This is a genomic window from Jatrophihabitans sp. (assembly GCF_046262535.1).
GTDB lineage: Bacteria > Actinomycetota > Actinomycetes > Mycobacteriales > Jatrophihabitantaceae > Jatrophihabitans.
On record NZ_JBHEMO010000090.1, the window covers coordinates 21582 to 40177 of the forward strand.

General features: G+C 71.6%; 19 protein-coding genes. 16 read left to right on the forward strand and 3 right to left on the reverse strand.

What is annotated here, in order from left to right:
- Positions 1-18 precede the first annotated feature (18 nt).
- Genes ABR571_RS13150 through ABR571_RS13160 form a run of 3 tightly spaced genes read left to right on the forward strand, consistent with a single transcriptional unit; the run spans position 19 to position 5402 of the window.
- Positions 19-2940, forward strand: coding sequence for a S8 family serine peptidase (locus tag ABR571_RS13150; protein WP_409453657.1), 2922 nt, complete (start codon positions 19-21; stop codon positions 2938-2940).
- Between the two features lie 19 nt (positions 2941-2959).
- The gene (locus ABR571_RS13155) at positions 2960-4036 is read left to right on the forward strand and encodes an amidohydrolase family protein (protein WP_409453658.1); all 1077 of its coding nucleotides are present in this window, start codon (positions 2960-2962) and stop codon (positions 4034-4036) included.
- Between the two features lie 22 nt (positions 4037-4058).
- Entirely contained in the window at positions 4059-5402 is a 1344-nt protein-coding gene (locus ABR571_RS13160; RefSeq protein WP_409453659.1) for an MFS transporter, read from the forward strand.
- A gap of 13 nt (positions 5403-5415) precedes the next feature.
- On the opposite strand, the gene ABR571_RS13165 is transcribed toward ABR571_RS13160, so the two are convergent.
- Both ABR571_RS13165 and ABR571_RS13170 read right to left on the reverse strand, forming a co-directional pair.
- Positions 5416-6879 carry a glycoside hydrolase family 1 protein gene (locus tag ABR571_RS13165; protein ID WP_409453660.1) on the reverse strand — a complete coding sequence of 488 codons (1464 nt, stop codon included), beginning with the start codon at positions 6877-6879 and terminating at the stop codon, positions 5416-5418.
- Between the two features lie 45 nt (positions 6880-6924).
- Positions 6925-7950 (reverse strand): LacI family DNA-binding transcriptional regulator, encoded by a 1026-nt coding sequence (locus tag ABR571_RS13170; RefSeq protein ID WP_409453661.1) that lies wholly within the window; start codon positions 7948-7950, stop codon positions 6925-6927.
- A 252-nt stretch (positions 7951-8202) separates the two neighbouring features.
- On the opposite strand from ABR571_RS13170, the gene rpsP reads away from it, so the two are divergent.
- The 13 genes from rpsP (at position 8203) to ABR571_RS13235 (ending at position 17855) form a co-directional block, all read left to right on the forward strand.
- Entirely contained in the window at positions 8203-8676 is a 474-nt protein-coding gene (gene rpsP / locus ABR571_RS13175; protein WP_409453662.1) for a 30S ribosomal protein S16, read from the forward strand.
- Positions 8669-8917 (forward strand): RNA-binding protein, encoded by a 249-nt coding sequence (locus ABR571_RS13180; protein ID WP_409453663.1) that lies wholly within the window; start codon positions 8669-8671, stop codon positions 8915-8917. Before rpsP ends, ABR571_RS13180 begins: the two co-directional genes overlap by 8 nt.
- A 7-nt stretch (positions 8918-8924) precedes the next feature.
- On the forward strand, positions 8925-9449 hold the full coding sequence (rimM, locus tag ABR571_RS13185) for a ribosome maturation factor RimM (protein WP_409453664.1): 525 nt from the start codon (positions 8925-8927) through the stop codon (positions 9447-9449).
- Positions 9446-10159: a tRNA (guanosine(37)-N1)-methyltransferase TrmD gene (gene trmD, locus ABR571_RS13190; protein WP_409453665.1), complete on the forward strand. Its 714-nt coding sequence runs from the start codon at positions 9446-9448 to the stop codon at positions 10157-10159. Before rimM ends, trmD begins: the two co-directional genes overlap by 4 nt.
- A 162-nt stretch (positions 10160-10321) precedes the next feature.
- Positions 10322-10678: a 50S ribosomal protein L19 gene (gene rplS / locus ABR571_RS13195; RefSeq protein ID WP_409453666.1), complete on the forward strand. Its 357-nt coding sequence runs from the start codon at positions 10322-10324 to the stop codon at positions 10676-10678.
- 257 nt (positions 10679-10935) lie between these two features.
- Positions 10936-11853 (forward strand): signal peptidase I, encoded by a 918-nt coding sequence (gene lepB, locus ABR571_RS13200; protein ID WP_409453667.1) that lies wholly within the window; start codon positions 10936-10938, stop codon positions 11851-11853.
- Positions 11854-11889: 36 nt separating this feature from the next.
- Positions 11890-12618 carry a ribonuclease HII gene (locus tag ABR571_RS13205; protein ID WP_409453719.1) on the forward strand — a complete coding sequence of 243 codons (729 nt, stop codon included), beginning with the start codon at positions 11890-11892 and terminating at the stop codon, positions 12616-12618.
- 43 nt (positions 12619-12661) lie between these two features.
- Positions 12662-12985: a DUF2469 domain-containing protein gene (locus ABR571_RS13210; RefSeq protein ID WP_409453668.1), complete on the forward strand. Its 324-nt coding sequence runs from the start codon at positions 12662-12664 to the stop codon at positions 12983-12985.
- A 2-nt stretch (positions 12986-12987) separates the two neighbouring features.
- Entirely contained in the window at positions 12988-13593 is a 606-nt protein-coding gene (locus ABR571_RS13215) for a transposase (RefSeq protein WP_409453669.1), read from the forward strand.
- Positions 13594-13632: 39 nt separating this feature from the next.
- Positions 13633-14004 (forward strand): YraN family protein, encoded by a 372-nt coding sequence (locus ABR571_RS13220; protein WP_409453670.1) that lies wholly within the window; start codon positions 13633-13635, stop codon positions 14002-14004.
- Positions 14004-15536, forward strand: a complete 1533-nt coding sequence (locus ABR571_RS13225; protein ID WP_409453671.1) for a YifB family Mg chelatase-like AAA ATPase — start codon at positions 14004-14006, stop codon at positions 15534-15536. Before ABR571_RS13220 ends, ABR571_RS13225 begins: the two co-directional genes overlap by 1 nt.
- A 7-nt stretch (positions 15537-15543) precedes the next feature.
- Positions 15544-16794, forward strand: coding sequence for a DNA-processing protein DprA (gene dprA, locus ABR571_RS13230; protein WP_409453672.1), 1251 nt, complete (start codon positions 15544-15546; stop codon positions 16792-16794).
- A 95-nt stretch (positions 16795-16889) separates the two neighbouring features.
- Positions 16890-17855, forward strand: a complete 966-nt coding sequence (locus tag ABR571_RS13235; protein ID WP_409453673.1) for a tyrosine recombinase XerC — start codon at positions 16890-16892, stop codon at positions 17853-17855.
- Positions 17856-17859: 4 nt separating this feature from the next.
- Here the strand turns inward: ABR571_RS13235 and ABR571_RS13240 are convergent, their stop codons facing one another.
- The gene (locus ABR571_RS13240) at positions 17860-18399 is read right to left on the reverse strand and encodes a murein hydrolase activator EnvC family protein (RefSeq protein WP_409453674.1); all 540 of its coding nucleotides are present in this window, start codon (positions 18397-18399) and stop codon (positions 17860-17862) included.
- Between the last annotated feature and the right edge of the window lie 197 nt (positions 18400-18596).

The following is an 18596-nucleotide window of genomic DNA, read 5'->3' on the forward strand; positions in this document are numbered from 1 at the left end:
CTACCTCGGAGTTCCGTCATGCGCGCTCGTGTTCCTTTTTCCGTCACCGTCGCCCTCCTGGTGATCGCCGGCACCACCTCAGCCCTTGCCACCCCCACGTCGGTGACGGCGGCGCACTCCGGGTCAACCCGCCTTGTCGCCAATTCACGCGAGTGGCGCGGCCCCAAGTGGCCCGGTTCGAAGCCGCGCGCCGCCGCGCACCGCGACGTCCGCGCCCTGGCCGCGGGCCGAACGCACGCAGCGCCGACAACGGCCCTCGATCCGAACCTCACGGCGGACGCTCGTTCCCTGCGAAACGTCGAGGTGACCGTTTCCGGGGCCACGACGCGTATCACTTCAGCAATCGCCGCCGTGAACGGAAAGGTGATCGCGGCGGTCCCTGGGAAGGTCACCGCCCAGGTGCCGCGCGCGGCTCTCAGCCGGCTGGCGGCGAGCGCCGGTGTCGAGGCCGTCGACAAGCCTGTGCGCGGCTTCGCCCAGTCCACTGTCACGTCGGAGGGCGTCGCGGCCAGCAACGCCGGGCCGGCCGCGACACCCGGCACCTGGCAACAGGCCGGGGACACCGGATCCGGGGTCGCCATCGCGATAATCGATGGCGGCTTCCAGGGGCTCGCTGCGGCGGTCACGGCCGGCGATCTCCCGGCCGGGCTCACGATCACCGGAGACCACTGCGCCGACTCGTCCCTGTCGTCGCATGGAACGGCAGTCGCGGAGATCGTCCACCAGATGGCGCCCGACGCCACCCTGCACCTGTACTGCGTGGACGATTCGGTCGGAGTGAATCAGGTGGTCACCGATGAACTGGCGCTGCCGGTTCACGACAGCATCGTCTCGTGCTCGCTCGGTTTCCCCGGTGACGGCCGGGGCGACGGTACGGGCGCGAGCGGTTCGGTCGCGGCTGCGGTGCGCAAGGCGCGTCAGGCCGGGATCCTGTGGGTCGAGGCAGCTGGGAACTCGGCGTCGGACCACTGGGGCGGCACCTTGGCCGACGCCGACGCCGACGGTCTGGTCGACCTCGACGGCAGCGCCGATGAGGTGGACGGGGTTCTCGTGGCCGGCACGAATCTGGCTGGTCCGAGCGGAGGGCAGGCCGACCTGCACGTGCAGTGGGATCAGTGGCCGGCCTCGTCCGCCCCCCTCTCGATCGCGGCCTTCCCGTTCCAATGCACCGACGCGGCGTGCGACGCGGGCTACGACCTGCCTACGGTTGTGATCGATCAGCCGGCAGGAGCAGCGCCTTGGTTGGAGATTCCTGTCTCCAACACGGCCGCGTTCGATCAGGAATGGGATGTCGCCGTCTTCGTCGACCCTGGGTTCCCGAAGGTGCGTTACGACCTGACCTACTTGGGCGACGTTTCTCCGTCGTACTTGTCGGGCCAGAACCCGGCTCGTGCCGCGAGCCGCAGCATCGCCTCGCCGGCGGATTCTCCGTATGCCCTCGCGGTCGGAGCCGCCGACGTCGGCTTGGACGGTTTCCCGGCCGGCTCCCTCGAACCCTTCAGCTCGCAAGGGCCGACGATCGACGGACGGGCGAAGCCGGACATCACCGGTTGGGACGGCGTCAGCTCCCCGGTGTACGGCGTCCCGTCGCCTGGCGGCGGCGATGGGTTCTTCGGGACCTCGGCGGCCGCCCCTCACGTCGTCGGCGCGGCGGCTCTGGTCGCCGGAGCGAACCCCAACCTCGACGCCGCCCAAATCCAGAACTTCCTCGAGCAGCGCGCGAACTCCGGTGCGCCGAACAATCCGCCGACGAACACTTTCGGCCACGGCCTGCTCACCCTGGGCGCGCCGAGCGATGTCGCGGCGCCGCCGGGGTCGCGCTACCAGCCGACCGGACCGACCCGCATCCTGGACACCAGAACGACGACCGGTGGGCACAAGGCGCCACTCGGGGCCGGCGGAACCGTGCAGGTGACGGTGCCGGGACTCCCGGCGGACGCCACGGCGGTCGCCGTCAACATCACGGGAACCGGTCCGACGGCGAACACCTACCTGTCGGCCTACGCGGGGAACATGCCGTTCCCGAACACCGTGAACCTGGCGCTGCCGAAGGTCGAGGTCACCGCGTCGGTCTTCGCGATCGTGGCCGTGAAGAGCGGCAAGATCACGCTTCGCAACTCGACCGGTTCGGTCAACGTCGTAGTCGACGAGGTGGGCTACTTCGGCACCGCCGCGGAGCCCGGCCTGATGACCTCGTTCGCCGCGCCCAGTCGGGTCCTCGACACTCGCACGACCGTCGGGGGGCACCACGCGAAGATCGCCTCCGGCGGCACCGTGACGGTGACCACCGGTGCGCCCGCCGGGGCCACCGCGGCATTGGTCAACCTGACGACCATCGGCATGCTGGCCGGTGGGCGAGCGGGTGGCGGGCCCTCCTGCGCATCCGCCTGGTCGACGCTGTACTACAGCAAATACGTGCGCTCCAACCAGGCGATCGTGAAGCTGAGCCCAGCCGGCCAGTTCTGCCTCAAGGTCACTGGTGGCACGGCGGACTTCATCGTCGACGTCGAGGGCTACCTCGGCGCGTCCGGGTCGCACTACGTCGCGCTGGGTTCCCCGCAGCGGATCGTCGACACCCGCACCGGTACCGGCGGCTTCGCCGGCGGCCGGGCCTCCCTGCCCCTTGCACCCGGCGGCGCGCAGGTGATCTACGGTTCCAACCTCGGCGACGTGCCGGCGTCGGCAACCACGCTGGTCACCAACCTGCTCGAGGTGTCCGCCACGGCCACCGGCTATCTCGGGCACTATCCGGGATCGTCCCGGCCGTCCGGGCTGAAATCGGTGCTCAGCTTCACCGCCGGTCGGACGGTGTCCAACGCGGCCTTCGTGGGTCTTCCGCCCGGTACTGCGGCGCCGACCACGCTGAACCGGTTCGGGCTCTACAACAGCGCCGGTACCACCAACGCGGTAGTCGACCTGTCCGGCTACTTCCTGCCGTAGCGGTGGATAGGTTCCAAGCATGGTCGTCCACCTGCGCGGAATCTTCCTGCCCGACGAAGCCGAACGTGATGCGTGGGTGCTGGACGGACGACTGACGTTCAGCCGCCCGAGCGGCCCGGCCGACACCGTTGCCTCCGGCGGCTGGATCACGCCTGGGTTCGTCGACGCCCACTGCCATGTCGGGCTCGCGCCGAGCGGCCCGGTACCCGATCCAAACGGGCAGGCGGACCAGGCGCTGCTCGACCGCGCTGCCGGCGCGTTGCTGCTGCGCGATGCCGGCTCACCCGTCGACAACCGCAGCATCCAGTCCCGCGCCGACCTGCCCCGCCTCATCCGGGCGGGCCGGCACATCGCCCGGCCCAAGCGCTACGTGCGCGGTCTGGGCGTCGAGGTGGAGCCCGACGACCTGGTGGCCGAGGTCGAGCGGCAGGCGGCGGCCGGCGACGGATGGGTGAAACTGGCCGCGGACTGGATCGATCGGGAACTCGGCGACCTCGCGCCGGTCTGGCCCGACGACGCCCTGCGTGCAGGGGTCGCCCGTGCGCACGACCTCGGCGTGCGCGTCGCCGCCCATGTCTTCGGTGAGGACGCCCTGCCTGGTCTGATCGCCGCCGGCATCGACTCGATCGAGCACGGGACGGGGCTGACCGACGACCTGATCGCCGCGGCGGTGGACGCCGGTTGTGCGCTGGTCCCGACGCTGATCAACATCGACAACTTTCCGCAGATCGCGCACGCGGGCGCGGGGAAGTTCCCGGTCTACGCGGCGCACATGCGCGCCTTGTTCGCCACCTCGCGCGAACGCGTCCGCACTGCGCACGAGGCGGGGCTTCCCGTATTCACCGGAACCGATGCCGGCGGCTCGCTGCCGCACGGCCTCGTTCGCGACGAGATCCGGGCGCTCATCGGGGCCGGTATCCCGCAGCCCGAGGTGATCGCCCAGGGGTCGTGGCGCGCCCGGGAATGGCTGGGGCTGCCCGGCCTGGACGAGGGCGCGCCGGCCGATCTTGTGGTCTACGACAGCGATCCCCGGGTGGATCTGGCCGCAGTGCTGAAACCGCAGCGCATGATCCTGCGTGGCGTGGTGGTGGCCTGAGCGACCGTACGATTGAGAGGTCATGACCGCCTCGTCCGCAACCCCGAGTCGAGCGACGGCGGAGCGGCGGCGGGCGGTGTTCGGTTGGGCGCTGGCCGTCTCGGTGTACCTGCTCGCGGTGCTGCACCGGACGTCCCTGGGTGTCGCCGGGCTGCTGGCCGAGCGGCGATTCGGCATCACCGCCGCCCAGCTGAGCGTGTTCATCTTCCTGCAGCTGGGGGTGTACGCGGCGCTGCAGATCCCTACCGGCGTTCTCGTCGACCGCTACGGCCCGCGTCGGCTGCTCGTGGTGGCGTCCCTCGTGATGGGCGCCGCGCAGCTGCTCTTCGCCGCTGTCCCGTCCTATCCCGTGGCGCTGCTCGCCCGCTTCCTGCTCGGAGCCGGCGACGCGTTGACATTCGTCAGCGTGCTGCGCTTCGCGGCCCTGCGCTTCGGGCCGCGGCGCTATCCCCTGATCGTGTCGCTGACGGGCATGACCGGAATGATCGGCAACGTCCTGGCGACCTTGCCGCTGGCCCTCGTCCTGCGGCATGCCGGGTGGACCACCGGGTTCGGGGTCGCCGCCCTCGTCTCTCTCGTTGCCGCCGTCGCGGTGTTCGCGCTGCTACCTGACAACACCCCGGCGGCGCGGCCGGTCCGCGGCGTCGGCGACTTCCGCGCCGGAGTCGGCAGCGTGTGGACGCGGGTACGGGGCGCCTGGGCGCTGCCCGGCACCCGGCTCGGCTTCTGGGTGCACTTCGCCTGCATGTCGACGACGACCGCGTTCGGCGTGCTGTGGGGCAGCCCGTACCTCGTCAAGGCCGCCGGGCTGAGCACGGCCGGCGCGGGCACCGTGCTGATGTGCGGTGTGATCGGCGCCGGGGCCGCCAGCCCGGCTCTCGGCTGGCTGATCGGCCACCGCCCGGTCGTCCGCGTCCCGATCGCGCTGAGCGTGTGCCTGCTGACGATCGCGGGCTGGCTGGTCCTCGTCCTCGCCTACGCCGACCACCCGCCGACCGGCTACGTCGTCGCGCTGTTCGTGTTCATGGCGCTCGGCGGTCCGGCGTCCATGACCGCGTTCGCGCTGGCCCGCGACTACAACCACGCCCGCACCCTCGGCACGGCGTCCGGTGTCGTCAACGTCGGGGGCTTCCTCGCCACGGTCCTGATCGCACTGGGGATCGGCTGGGCGGTTGACGCCCAGGGCGCGACCACCGCCGGCACGCTGCGGTGGGCGGTGCTCGTGGCGGTCGCCGTGCAGGCGTTCGGCACCGTCCAGCTGACGATCTGGTACCTGCGGGTGCGTTCCTTCGCGCTCACTCGGCAACAGGTGGGCGAGCCGGTGCCGGTCCCGGTCGTGCGGCGGCGCTGGGACCTGTCCGGGTGAGCGGACGGCTGGCTCAGTTCAGGCCGTGCGCGGCGATGACGTCGCGGTACCAGACCGCCGAGTCCTTGAGCCGGCGCTGTCCCGACGCGTAATCGACGTGCACGATCCCGAACCGCTTCGACAGGCCCCACGCCCACTCGAAGTTGTCCATCAACGACCAGACGTAGTAGCCGCGGACGTCCACCCCCTGCGCGATCGCGTCGTGGACGGCGGCGAAGTGGCCCTGCAGGTAGTCGATCCGCCGGGAATCGTGGATCGCCCCATCGTCCTCGACCACGTCGTCGAAGGCCGCCCCGTTCTCGGTGATCATCAGTGGCAGGTCGGGATGCTCGCGGTGCACCCGCAGCAGCAGCTCGGTCAGCGTGCCGGGCTCGATGCGCCAGTGCATGGCCGTGTACGGCCCGTCCTGGGGAACCGACACCGCGAGGTCGGTGCCCGGGAACGGCGACGGCCCGTCGGTGCTCATCGGGTCGTTGACCCAGCGCCCGGACATTTCCGCCTGCAGCGCGGGTGTCGCCGCAGCCACCCGGGTGGGGGAGTAGTAGTTCACGCCGAGCAGGTCGATGGGCGCGTTGATGGCGGCCGCGTCGCCGTCCCGGATGAATGCCCAGTCGGTGATGTGCCGCAGGTCGTCCAGGACGTCCTCCGGGTAGTGCCCGTTGAGCACCGGATCCAGGAAGATGCGGTTCGCCAGGCCGTCGACGTGCCGGGCAGCGTCCCGGTCGGCCGGACTCTCCGTTGCGGCCCGGACGACGGCCAGGTTGAGGGTCAGCGAGACTTTGCCGGTGGCGGGCAGCTCCGCGCGCAGCGCGGCCGCGCCGAGGCCGTGCGCCAGGTTGAGATGATGGACCGCAGCGAGGGCGGCCGCGTTGTCGGTGATGCCCGGCGCGTGCACGCCCGATGAGTACCCCAGGAAGGCCGAGCACCACGGCTCGTTGAACGTCGTGATCGTCGGTATCCGATCGCCCAGCGCGCCTCCGACCACAGCCGCGTACTCGGCGAAGCGGTTCGCGGTATCGCGGTTGGTCCAGCCGCCGGCGTCCTGCAGCGGCTGCGGCAGATCCCAGTGGTACAGCGTCGCGAGCGGTTCGATGCCGCGCTCGAGCAGCGCGTCCACGAGCCGGCTGTAGAAGTCGATACCGGCCCGGTTCACCGCGCCGGAGCCGGTCGGCACTATCCGGGGCCACGCGATCGAGAACCGGTACGAGCCGAGGCCGAGCTGCGCCATGAGCGCGACGTCCTCGGGCATGCGGTGGTAGTGGTCGCACGCCACGTCGCCGTCGGTGCCGTCGATGACGCGCCCGGGGTCGTGCGTGAACGTGTCCCAGATGGACCGGCCGCGCCCGTCCTCGTCCACCGCGCCTTCGATCTGGTAGGCCGCGGTGGCGGTTCCCCAGACGAAGCTCCCGGGAAAGCGCAGTCGAGGCGGCACCCCGGTCGCGTGGGCGGCGGGACGGGCGGTGTCGATCGAACTCATGCGGTGACGGCTCCTAGCGGCGGGGGTGAGAGCGCTCCCAGCGTCTCATGCGGTCCCGCGGCGCACCAGTTCGGTCGGCAGCACCGTTCGCTGCGGTACCTCGTCGCCGCCGATGCGGGCGAGCAGCACCCGGGTCATCGACCGACCGAGCTCGTCGAGCGGTTGGCGCAGGGTCGTCAGAGGCGGCGTGGTGAGCTGTGCCTCGCGCACGTCGTCGAAACCGACGACCGCGACGTCAGCCGGGACCCGGCGCCCGCGCTCGGTCAGGGTCCGGATGGCCCCGAGCGCCATCAGATCCGAGGCCACGAACACGCCGTCCAGGTCGGGCTGCGCCTCGAGCAGCCGGGCCATCGCCTCGGCGCCACCTTCGACTGTGAAGTCGCCCTCCACCACCGCGCTGCTCCGGTACGGCAGTCCCGCCGCCACGAGCGCCTGCTGATAACCGCTGAGCCGGTCCTGCCCTACCGCCATGTCCAGCGGCCCGGTGATGGTGCCGATGGAACGGGCGCCCCGGGCGACCAGCACGTCGGTGGCCCGCCGGCCACCGCCGACGTTGTCCGAATCGACGCTGAAGATGCCGGTGTCGGGGGTGAACGGCCGGCCGTTGAGCACCGTCGGAACGCCGAGCGTCTCGAGGCGCCGTGCGAGGTGGTCGTCGCCGTGCAGAGACACGAGCAGCACCCCGTCGACGTGCCCACCGCCGACGAAGGTGGTGAAGTGCTCCACGTCAACCGCCGACGACGCGATCACGAACACCAATTGCATCCCGGCGGCGGCGGCCTCGGCCTGCGCCCCGCGCAGGACCCCGAGGAAGTACGGATCGCGGAACATCCGGTCCTCGTTCTCGGCCACGAGGAAGGCGATCGAGTCGCTGCGCCGCGTCACGAGGGCGCGGGCGGCCCGGTTGACCGTGTAGGCCATCTCGTCGGCGGCGAGCAGCACGGCTTCCCGGGCGCTGCCGCTGACCTTGCTCGATCCGCGAAGAACCCGGCTCGCGGTGGCCCGGGACACCCCGGCGCGCGCGGCCACCATCTCCAGCGTGGGCCGCGACGAACCGGAGGGAGGCTGCACTCGGCGCACCGTCATGCGCGCTCGCCTCCTCTGCTGCGGCACCTCCGCCGGGCGAAAGTGTAGGGGCGAGCAGGCCCGAATGACGTGTGGCGGCCACTGCCCGGTCCATCTGGCAGAATGGCGGGCTGAGTACCGGCAGGCGCGCGGCCCCTCTCACCTAGTGCCCGCCAGTCCATCCGGACGCCCGGACCCGGTGTACCCCACCCGGAACCGGTCCGTCCACACTTGACCAAGTCTGGAGCACCCACACTCGTGGCAACCAAGATCAAGCTGATGCGTCTGGGCAAGATGCGTGAGCCGCACTACCGGATCGTCGTCGCGGACGCCCGCACCAAGCGGGACGGCCGCTCGATCGAGACGATCGGCGAGTACCACCCGAAGAGCGACCCATCCGTGATCAAGGTCGACGGCGATCGGGCCGCCTACTGGCTCGGCGTCGGCGCACAGCCGACGGAGGCCGTCACCGCCATCCTGAAGGTCACCGGCGACTGGCAGAAGTTCAAGGGCCTGCCGGCTCCCGAGCCGATGAAGCTGCCCGCCGAGAAGCCCGACAAGCAGGCGCTCTTCAACGCCGCTCTGGCCGAGGTGTCCGGCGAACCCGGCGCCGACTCGGCCGCGACCACGCCGAAGAAGAAGGCGACCAAGGCGAGCGCGCCGAAGGCTGAGGCGCCGGCCGCTGAGGCGCCGGCCGCTGACGAGCCCTCGACGGAGACCGCTGGTGCTTGAGGAGGCCCTCGAGCATTTGGTGCGCGGAATCGTCGATCACCCCGATGACGTGCAGGTCGACATGATCGACAACCGGCGCGGTCAGCGACTCGAGATCCGCGTGCACCCCGACGACCTCGGCCGGGTGATCGGCCGCAACGGGCGCACCGCCAAGGCGCTGCGCCAGGTGATCAAGGGTGTCGGCGACGGGGTGGGCGCCCGTGGCATTCGCGTCGACGTCGTCGACGTCGACCGTCGCTGAGCCTGTCGTGTCCGCGGACCCGGACGATCTCGTCGTCGTCGGGCGGATCGGTCCGGCCCGCGGCGTGCGCGGCGACCTCTTCGTCGCGCCGTTCACAGACGCCCCCGAGGAGCGTTTCGCGCCGGGCGCGGTCCTGCGCACCGATCCGCCGTCGGCCGGTCCGCTGACCGTCATCTCCTCGACGTCGGCCAGCGGCAAGCTGGTCGTCCATTTCGACGGGATCGACGGGCGCCCCGCGGCCGAAGCCCTGCGCGGCGTCCAGCTGGTGGTGTCGGCGGCCGATCGCCCGCCCCTCGAGGACCCGGACGAGTTCTACGACACCGACCTCCTCGGGCTCACCGCGCGCACCGTCGCAGGCGAGGAGCTGGGACCGGTCTCCGACGTGATCCACGTGGGCGGCGCCGACTACCTGGTCGTGCAGATGGACGCCCGGGAGCAGCTGATCCCGTTCGTGGCGGCCATCGTCCCCACCGTCGACCTCGCCGGCCGGTCTGTCGTGATCGATCCCCCCGAGGGGCTGTTCGAGGTATGAGCGACGGCCCTCAGCTCAAGATCGATGTCGTCACGATCTTTCCCGACTATCTGGCGCCGCTGCGCCAGTCGCTTCTCGGGCGCGCGATCGAGCGCGGCCAGGTCGGACTCGGGATCCACGACCTGCGCCGCTGGACCGACGACGTCCACCGCACGGTCGACGACACGCCGTACGGAGGCGGCCCGGGGATGGTCATGCTGCCCGAGCCGTGGGGCCGGGCGCTCGACGAACTCGCCCCGCCGAACGGTCCGCAGCCGCGGCTGATCGTGCCGTCCCCGGCCGGACACCGCTTCACCCAGGCGACGGCCGCCCGGCTGGCGGCCGAGCCGTGGCTGCTGTTCGCCTGCGGCCGTTACGAGGGCATCGACGCCCGGGTCATCGACTACGCCGCGCAGCGGATGGAGGTCGAGGAGCTGTCGCTGGGCGACTACGTGCTTTCCGGAGGAGAGGTTGCGGTCCTCGTGATCGCCGAGGCCGTCTCCCGGCTGCTGCCCGGCGTCCTCGGCAACGAGCACTCCGCCGTGGACGATTCGTTCGGCGCCGGGCCGGCCGGACTGCTCGAGGCACCGGCGTACACCAGACCCGCCACCTGGCGGGGGCTCGACGTCCCGGACGTCCTGCTCTCGGGCAACCACGCGGCGATCGCCCGGTGGCGCTCGCAGCTCAGCCGGGAACGCACGGCGCAGCGACGCCCCGATCTGCTCGGCTGAGCGGCGGCTGGCAGCGGGCGGTCGATTACGGCCCGGACCCCTGGATGTGGCATCATCGTGGGGTTGCCCGCTGCGCTTCAGCGCGCGGGACCAGCCCGCATCCGGGCACCGGGCGAACGGTCCGGTCACCGTACGAGCCGACGAGAACGAGAGCGAAACCGCATGAACACCCTCGATTCCCTCGATGCCGCATCACTGCGCAGCGACGTCCCCGACTTCCGGCCGGGTGACACCCTGAAGGTGCACGTGCGGGTCATTGAAGGAAGCCGCTCCCGCGTCCAGGTCTTCCAGGGCGCGGTGATCCGCCGCCAGGGCGGTGGCGCCCGCGAGACGTTCACCGTTCGCAAGGTCAGCTTCGGCGTCGGTGTCGAGCGCACCTTCCCGGTGCACACCCCGGTGATCGAGAAGATCGAGGTCGTCACTCGCGGCGATGTTCGACGCGCCAAGCTGTACTACCTGCGCGATCTCCGCGGCAAGGCTGCCAAGATCAAGGAGAAGCGCGAGACCGTTACGCGCTAGGGCGCGGCAAGCGGGCGAGGCGCATGACAGATCAGGGCGGCACCGGCGGCTCCGTGCCGCCCGCCGACGGCGTGCCGTCGGCGTCACCTCCTCCCTTCACCCCGCCGCCCTTTGCTCCACCCCAGTTCGGCCCGCCGCCGGCCGCCCCCGAAGCGTTTGGGCCGGATGCTTCCGCGCCGCCCGCACCGTCCGGTCCGACATCGCCTTTCGCACCGGCCGCGGCGGCTCCGGAGACGGGCGACCCGCAGACCCAGGCGATGAGCTCCGTTCCGCCGGAAACCGTGGCGGCGCGTGAAGCCGCGAGTGGCCGGGCCTACACCGGCCGGCGGCGGGCGCCGAAGGCCGCCAAGAAGCAGAAGACGCGCCGGAAGGCTCCTTGGTGGGAGCTGCCCGGTCTCGTCCTGCTCGCCATCGTGATCGCCATCCTGGTCAAGACGTTCATCGTCCAGCCGTTCTACATCCCGTCGGAGTCGATGGAGAAGACGCTGCACGGGTGCCCGGGCTGCCACGGCGACCGGATTCTGGTCAACAAGCTGATCTACGACTTCCGCGATCCGCATCCCGGCGACATCGTGGTGTTCGACGCGCCGCCCGGCTGGGACGAGCCGACCAGCAAGCCGCCCAGCAACCCGATCGTGAGGACGATCCGCGGCTTCGGGCAGCTGATCGGTTTCGTGCCGCCGGACGGCCAGGTGCTCGTCAAGCGGGTGATCGCCACTGGTGGACAGACCGTCAAGGGCGACGCGGAGGGCCACGTCATGGTGAGCACGAAGGGTCCGAACGGGCCCTTCCGCACCCTGCACGAGCCGTACACGTACATGCCCGGGCCGGCCGCTCCCAGGGCGTTCGCGGCGGTGACCGTGCCCAAGGGCCGGCTCTGGGTGATGGGCGATCACCGCAACGACTCGGCCGACTCCCGCTACCACTGCGGAACAAGCGCGTCGGACTCCGGCGACGACAGCACCTGCGATCCGAGGACCAGCACCGTGCCCGTGGCCAACGTCATCGGCAAGGCCTTCGTGATCGCCTGGCCGCCGTCGCGCTGGCGCACCCTCGGGACCCCCTCGACGTTCAAGAGCGCGGCGCTCGCCGCCTCGTCCGACGTAGCGGCGTTCGTCTCCGGCGCGGTGCTGCTGCCTGTCTTCGCCGTGCGCCGTCGCCGTCGTCGCCGCTGACCCGACGGGTAGCCTCGGCCTGTCATGAGGGCGTCGATGCAAACCGCCGGGTCAAGCTTCCGGCCGCCGCGCTTCGTTGTGCGGCGGGACGGCCCGCTGGGCGGCTACGAATCCGCGCTGGCCCGCGCCGGGTTCGAACGTGTGGCCGGTGCGGATGAAGCGGGCCGCGGCGCCTGCGCCGGCCCACTGGTCGTCGCGGCCTGCATCCTGCCGGCCGGGCGCCGCATCGACGGGCTGGACGACTCGAAGGTTCTCACCGCGGCGACCCGGGAACGGCTGTACCGGCAGGTGACCCGCCGCGCCGTCGCCTATTCGATCATGGTGATCCCGGCCGCCGAGATCGACGCCTACGGCCTGCACGTCGCGAACCTGGCCGGGATGCGCCGCGCCCTGGGCACGCTCGCGCCGGCCGCCGACTACGCGCTGACCGACGGTTTCGCCGTGCCGGGCCTCGGTGTGCCGTCGACCGCCGTGTGGAAGGGCGACGCGACGGTCGCCTGCATCGCGGCCGCCTCGATCCTGGCCAAGGTCACTCGCGACGCGATCATGACGGAGCTGCACGACGAGTGGCCGCACTACGACTTTGCCCAGCACAAGGGCTACATCACGCCCTCACACGCCGCCGCGCTGGCGAGTCACGGCCCATGTCCGCAGCATCGCCGCCGCTACGTCAATGTCCGGCGAGCTCTGCGCGGGCTGGACCCGGTGGGTGAGAATGAATGGATCGACCTCGAGGTGCCCGAAGCGGCCGCGGTGATCGCATGATCACCGCGGCTCGGGCGGCGGGGGCTGGGGAGAGGATCGAAACATGAGCGCTGAAGATCTCGAAAATTACGAGACCGAGATGGAGCTGCAGCTCTACCGCGAGTACAAGGACATCGCGGCCCAGTTCAGCTACGTCGTCGAGACCGAGCGGCGCTTCTACCTGGCCAACGAGGTGGAGTTGCGGCCGCTGAATACCGAGGGCGAGATCTACTTCGAACTCACGATGCGTGACGCGTGGGTGTGGGACATGTACCGACCGGCGCGATTCGTGAAGAACGTGCGGGTGGTCACGTTCAAGGACGTCAACATCGAGGAACTCGACAAGCCCGATCTGTCGCTGCCGGAAAAGGGCGGCTTCGGCGCCTGACAGTGATCGATCGCCGGCTCCCGAGCGAACCGCGCACCGAGGCGGCGGCCTACGAGCTGCTCGAGCGGCTGCGGTGGGGCGGCGGCGCACCGTCGTGTCCGCACTGCGGGGCGGGAGGCCGCAGCCACTACCTCGCTCCCGCCGCGGGCACCTCGCGACCGACCCGAACGGGAACGCGATCCGAGCGCCGGGTGTGGAAGTGCGGTGCCTGCCGCCGGCAGTTCTCCGTGCTGGTCGGGACGGTGCTTCAGGGCACTCGGATCAGCGTGCGGACGTGGGTCGCCGTAGCGCAGGCGGCGCGCGGGCCAGAGGGCAGCCCGACGCCCGGCGAGGTGGCGCGCCGGCACGGGCTGAGCCGCGACGGCGCCCGCCAGCTGATCCGCCGGCTCGACCTCGCCTTCCAGCGTCGCCCGGTGGAGGCGGGAGACGACCCGCTGGCCGCGCTACTGCGCATACCGGCGGCCGAGGCGGACAGGATCCGGGCCGCGACGCCCCCGCGGGTGCGGCCGAGGCCGCAGCTCGGACCGAGCGCCGACTACGGGCCGGACCGGCAACCCGGCGGGTGTGTCAGTCCGTCGAAGGGCCGCCATCCACAACTGCAGCGCTGAGCGGGATCGCGGTCAGCGCTATCGGGCACGGTTGCGCCCATGCGAGTGAAGGACGCCGTCGGGCGCTACGGGGAGCAAGTCGCCGCCGACCATCTCGAGACGGCCGGGCTGGTCATTCTTGAGCGCAACTGGCGCTGCCGCGAGGGTGAGCTCGACATCGTCGCCCGCGACGGCGCCGAACTGGTCTTCGTCGAGGTCAAGACGCGGTCGTCCTTGGCGTTCGGCTCGCCCGCCGAGGCGGTCGGCCCGGTCAAGTCCGCCCGTATCCGCCAACTGGCGTTGCGCTACCTGTTAACCCGGCGGGAGGCGGGTGACGACTCTTCCTGGGCGGCTCTGCGCTTCGACGTGGTCGCGGTCGTTCGCTCAGCCGGCACCGGGCCTGAGGTCGTCCATGTCAGAGGCGCGTTCTGATGCCGCTGGCCTGCACGCTCGCGGTCGCCCTCACTGGGCTCGAAGGTCAGCTCGTCGAGGTGGAGTGCGACATCTCAAACGGCCTTCCCGGCCTGTCGTTCACCGGCCTGCCCGACGCCTCGGTACTCCAGTCCCGGGAGCGGGTGCGGTCGGCTGTCTTGAACTCCGGCGTCGACTGGCCGCACCAGAAGATCACCATGGCGCTGCTCCCGGCCGATCTGCCCAAGGTGGGCTCGCGCTTCGATCTCGCGCTCGCGCTGGCGGTGCTCGCAGCCGCCGGGTCGGTGCCGGCCAACTCGGTGGGCCGGGCGGTGTGGATCGCTGAACTCGGGCTCGACGGCCGCCTCCGGCCGGTACGGGGCGTGCTGCCGTCGGTGCTGACGGCACGCCGGCTCGGGGCGCGCCGCGTCGTGGTCGCCACCGCCAACGCCGCCGAGGCGGCTCTGGTCTCCGAGGTCGATGTCCGGTCCGCCGAACACCTCGGCGAGATCGTCGGCTGGTTGACCGGCGAGGGCCCGGCGCTGCCGCCGGTCTCGGCCGGCGATCCGGCGCCTGACCCCGCCGCCGGCGCCGACCTCGCCGACGTGGCGGGTCAGACGTTCGCCAAACGAGCGCTCGAGATCGCTGCGGCCGGTGCGCATCACCTGTACATGGTGGGCACCCCCGGCGCGGGCAAGACCATGCTCGCCGAGCGGCTGCCCGGGCTCCTTCCCCTCCTCGACGACGCCGAGTCGATGGAGGTCACCGCCATCCACTCCATCGCCGGCCTGCTGAGCGAACGACCACAGCTCGTCCGTCGGCCACCACTGCAAGCGCCGCACCACACCGCGACTGTGGCATCCCTCGTCGGCGGCGGCTCTCGCCTGGCGCGTCCGGGCGCGATCAGTCTGGCCCACCACGGAGTTCTCTTCCTCGACGAGGCGCCGGAGTTCTCGCCGAGAGTGCTCGATGCACTTCGCCAGCCGCTCGAGTCGGGCTCGGTCGTCCTGCACCGCAGCGGGGGAGCCGTGCGTTACCCGGCGCTGTTCCAGCTCGTCCTGGCCGCCAACCCGTGCCCCTGCGGAAAGCCGGCCCTCAACTGCACCTGCCCGCCCATGACCAAGCGGCGTCACGAACAGCGGCTCTCGGGCCCTTTGCTGGACCGCATCGACCTGCGGGTACAGGTCGACCCGGTTGCCCACGCCGACCTGTTCGACAAGACCGCCGGCCGTGAGTCGAGTGCCACCGTGGCGGCTCGGGTGGTCGCCGCACGGTCGGCGGCGGCCGCTCGGTGGAAGGCAACGCCGTACCGGCTGAACGCGGCGGTACCCGGTTCGATCCTGCGCAACGGGCCGTGGGCGTTGACCAGCGAGGTGCTGCGTCCGGCCCGCCACCAGCTCGAGAAGGGCGCGTTGAGCGCCCGAGGCTTCGACCGGGTACTGCGGCTCACCTGGACCCTTGCCGACCTTGCCGGACGGACGGTGCCGAGCGTGGAGGACATCTCCGAGGCGCTCTACTTCCGCACCGGGCAGGAGACCTCGTGGGCGGCATGAGCGACGCGTGCGAAGCGATCTGGCGACATGGCCGCTCGGCATGAACGAAGAGGTGCTGATGGCGCGCGCGTTCCTCAATCGCGTCGCCGAGCCGGCCTCGATCCCGGTGTGGGACATGGTCCGGCGCGACGGGCCGGTGCAGGCGGCAGAAGCGATCAGGGCCGGACGGGTCGACGACTGTGTGTCCGACGCGACCGCGGCCCGCGCCGCACATGCCGATCCGCTTGCCGACCTGGAGGCCGCGCATCGGCACGGAATCCGGCTCGTGGTCCCGGAGTCCGACGAATGGCCGCACTTCGCCTTCGCAGCGCTCGAGGCCACCGCGCTGCGCCGGCTGGAGACCTACCGCTCCGGCCAGCGCAGACACGCCGAGGGCGGCGAACTCATTCCGCCGCTTGCTCTCTGGGTGCGCGGGACGACCGACCTCGCCTCGGTCGGCGTGCGCTCCGTCTCCATCGTCGGCGCCCGGGCCGCCACACCGTATGGGGAGCGGGTGGCGCGCGAGCTGGCCAGCGGCCTCGCCGAACGAGGCTTCCTCGTCGTCTCCGGCGGCGCGTACGGGATCGACGCGGCCGCCCACCGCGGGGCGTTCGCCGTCGCCCAGGAAACCGTCGTCGTCTCCGCCGGCGGGCTCGACCGGGCCTACCCGCCGGGGAACACCGCCCTCTTCGAACGCGCGGCCGAGTCGGGACTGCTGATCTCGGAGAGCCCGCCCGGCTCGGCGCCGCAGCGCCGTCGCTTCCTCACCCGCAACCGGGTCATCGCGGCGCTGGGCACCGGAACGGTCGTCGTCGAGGCGGCCCGGCGGTCCGGGGCGATGAACACCGCACATCACTGCGTCGGGCTCGGCCGCCCTTTGATGGCCGTACCCGGCCCGGTCACCTCGGCGATGTCGGTCGGCTGCCACGCCTTGATCGCCGCGGAGTCCGGCGCTGCGCGCCTGGTGTCCGACGTGGACGACGTGCTGCTCATGATCGGTTCGGCCGGTGACCTGCCGGTCGACCCGCAACCGCCGTCCCCGCCGGACCTGAGGAGCCGGCTCGACCAATTGGATCAGCCGGCCCGCCAGGTGTTCGACGGGTTTCCCGCTCGCGCCTGGGTTCATCCGGACCGGTTGGCGGTGCGCACCGGCCTGTCGCCCCTGGCCGTCATCCGCGCGCTGCCGATACTCGAGATGTCCGGGCTGATCGAGGCGGCGGACGGTGGTTACCGCATCGCGCGGGCGACCCGCCCGACGACATCCACGCAAGCGCCATGACGGGTCGGTCGCCGGCGACCTGGATGGGCGGCGCTCCCAGCCGCCCGCGCGTGGCGGCTTGACCGAGCCATACCCTGCGCGCGACGGTTCGACCCATGTCGGCCGATCGAGCGCCCAGCGAGCGGATCGATGTCGCCCGCCTACGCGCGGAACTGCCGCCCGCTCTCGCCGATGCCGTCGACGCGTTCGAGAGGCATCTCCGCCTCGAACGCAACCGGTCGGCGCACACCGTCCGCGCCTACCTCGGCGACGTCGTCGGCTACCTCGATCACCTCGCCCGGCTCGGGGGCCGCTCGGTCGCCGATGTTGAGCTGTCGAACCTGCGCGGTTGGCTCGGCGTCCTGCGCGCTCGCGGCGTCTCCCGGGCAACCATGGCCCGCCGGTCCGCCTCTCTGCGCACGTTCTCCGCATGGGCCCATCGAGCGGGGCTCATCGCGTCCGACCCGGGCCAGCTGCTGGCCAGCCCGAAGACGCGGCGCACGCTGCCGGCCGTACTGCGGGTGGACGAAGCGCAGGAACTGATGACGGTCGAGCTCGACCCCAACGCCCCGCGCGAGATCGCGCTGCGCGACCGGCTCGTCGTGGAGCTTCTCTACGCCGCGGGCATCCGCGTCTCCGAGCTGGTGGGTCTGGACATCGACGACGTCGACCGCCAGCGGCGCGTGTTGCGGGTCCTGGGCAAGGGCGCCAAGCAGCGGACCGTGCCCTACGGTCTGGCCGCCGACCGGGTGCTCGACGACTGGCTGAATGACGGCCGGCCGGCCCTGACCACTGCAGCCGCCGGCCCGGCGCTGATCGTCGGCGTCCGCGGCAACCGGATCGACCAGCGCACCGTGCGCACCATCGTGCACCGACGCGCTGCCGCGGTCCCGGGGGCGCCCGGTCTCGGGCCGCATGGCCTGCGGCACACCGCGGCGACCCACCTGCTGGAAGGCGGCGCCGACCTGCGCAGCGTTCAAGAGGTCCTCGGCCACGCCAGCCTGTCGACCACGCAGATCTACACCCACGTGTCGGTCGAACGCTTGCGCCGCAGCTATCAGCAGGCGCATCCCCGGGCCTGAAGCGTCAGCCGTCACCGGGCCACGGGAGCAGCACCACCGGGCCCAACGGCCTCAGCAGGGTCAGCGGGTCGAAGTAGTCGTCGGCCCGCCGGGCGCCCCAATGCAGGCACGTGCCACGGCAGCCTGGATGGGTCCCCCGCACGTGACCGATCAGCTGGCCGGCCCGCACCAGGGCACCGGCCCGGACCGACGGCGCTACCGGTTCGTACTCCGTGCTGACGCCGTCGCCGTGGGCCAGGACGATCACTCCGCGGCCGGCGACTGATCCGGCGAACCGGACGATGCCCGCGCCGGCCGACCTGACCGCCCGGTCGGCACCAACGGCGAGGTCCACCCCCCGGTGCCCGGGGCCGTACCGACTCGCCGGCGCTCGGAACGGGCGAACGACGCGCAGCGGGTTGGCCGGCGCGACGTAGGTGACGACGCCGACCGCGCCCGGGCGCACCGCTCTCGGCTGCGGCGCCGGCCCTGCGCGTCCCGTAGCCGGCGGCGCGCTCGACGAGAGCGCCAACAGGCCCAGCGCGACGACGGCGCGGATCAGCATCGGTCCAGCCTGGCGAATTCGCCGCCGCTGCGGCGCCGGTTGTGGACGAGGGAGGTCCGCCGTCCACAACCCGGCGGCATTCTCGGCTAAGGCATGCCCGGCGCCGGAATAGGACGTTCTGCCGATGTAGCGGGTCCACTCAGGAGCGCACTGTCAGCCATGTGAGCGACAGGACCATGCCGTGAACCGTTCGCCCG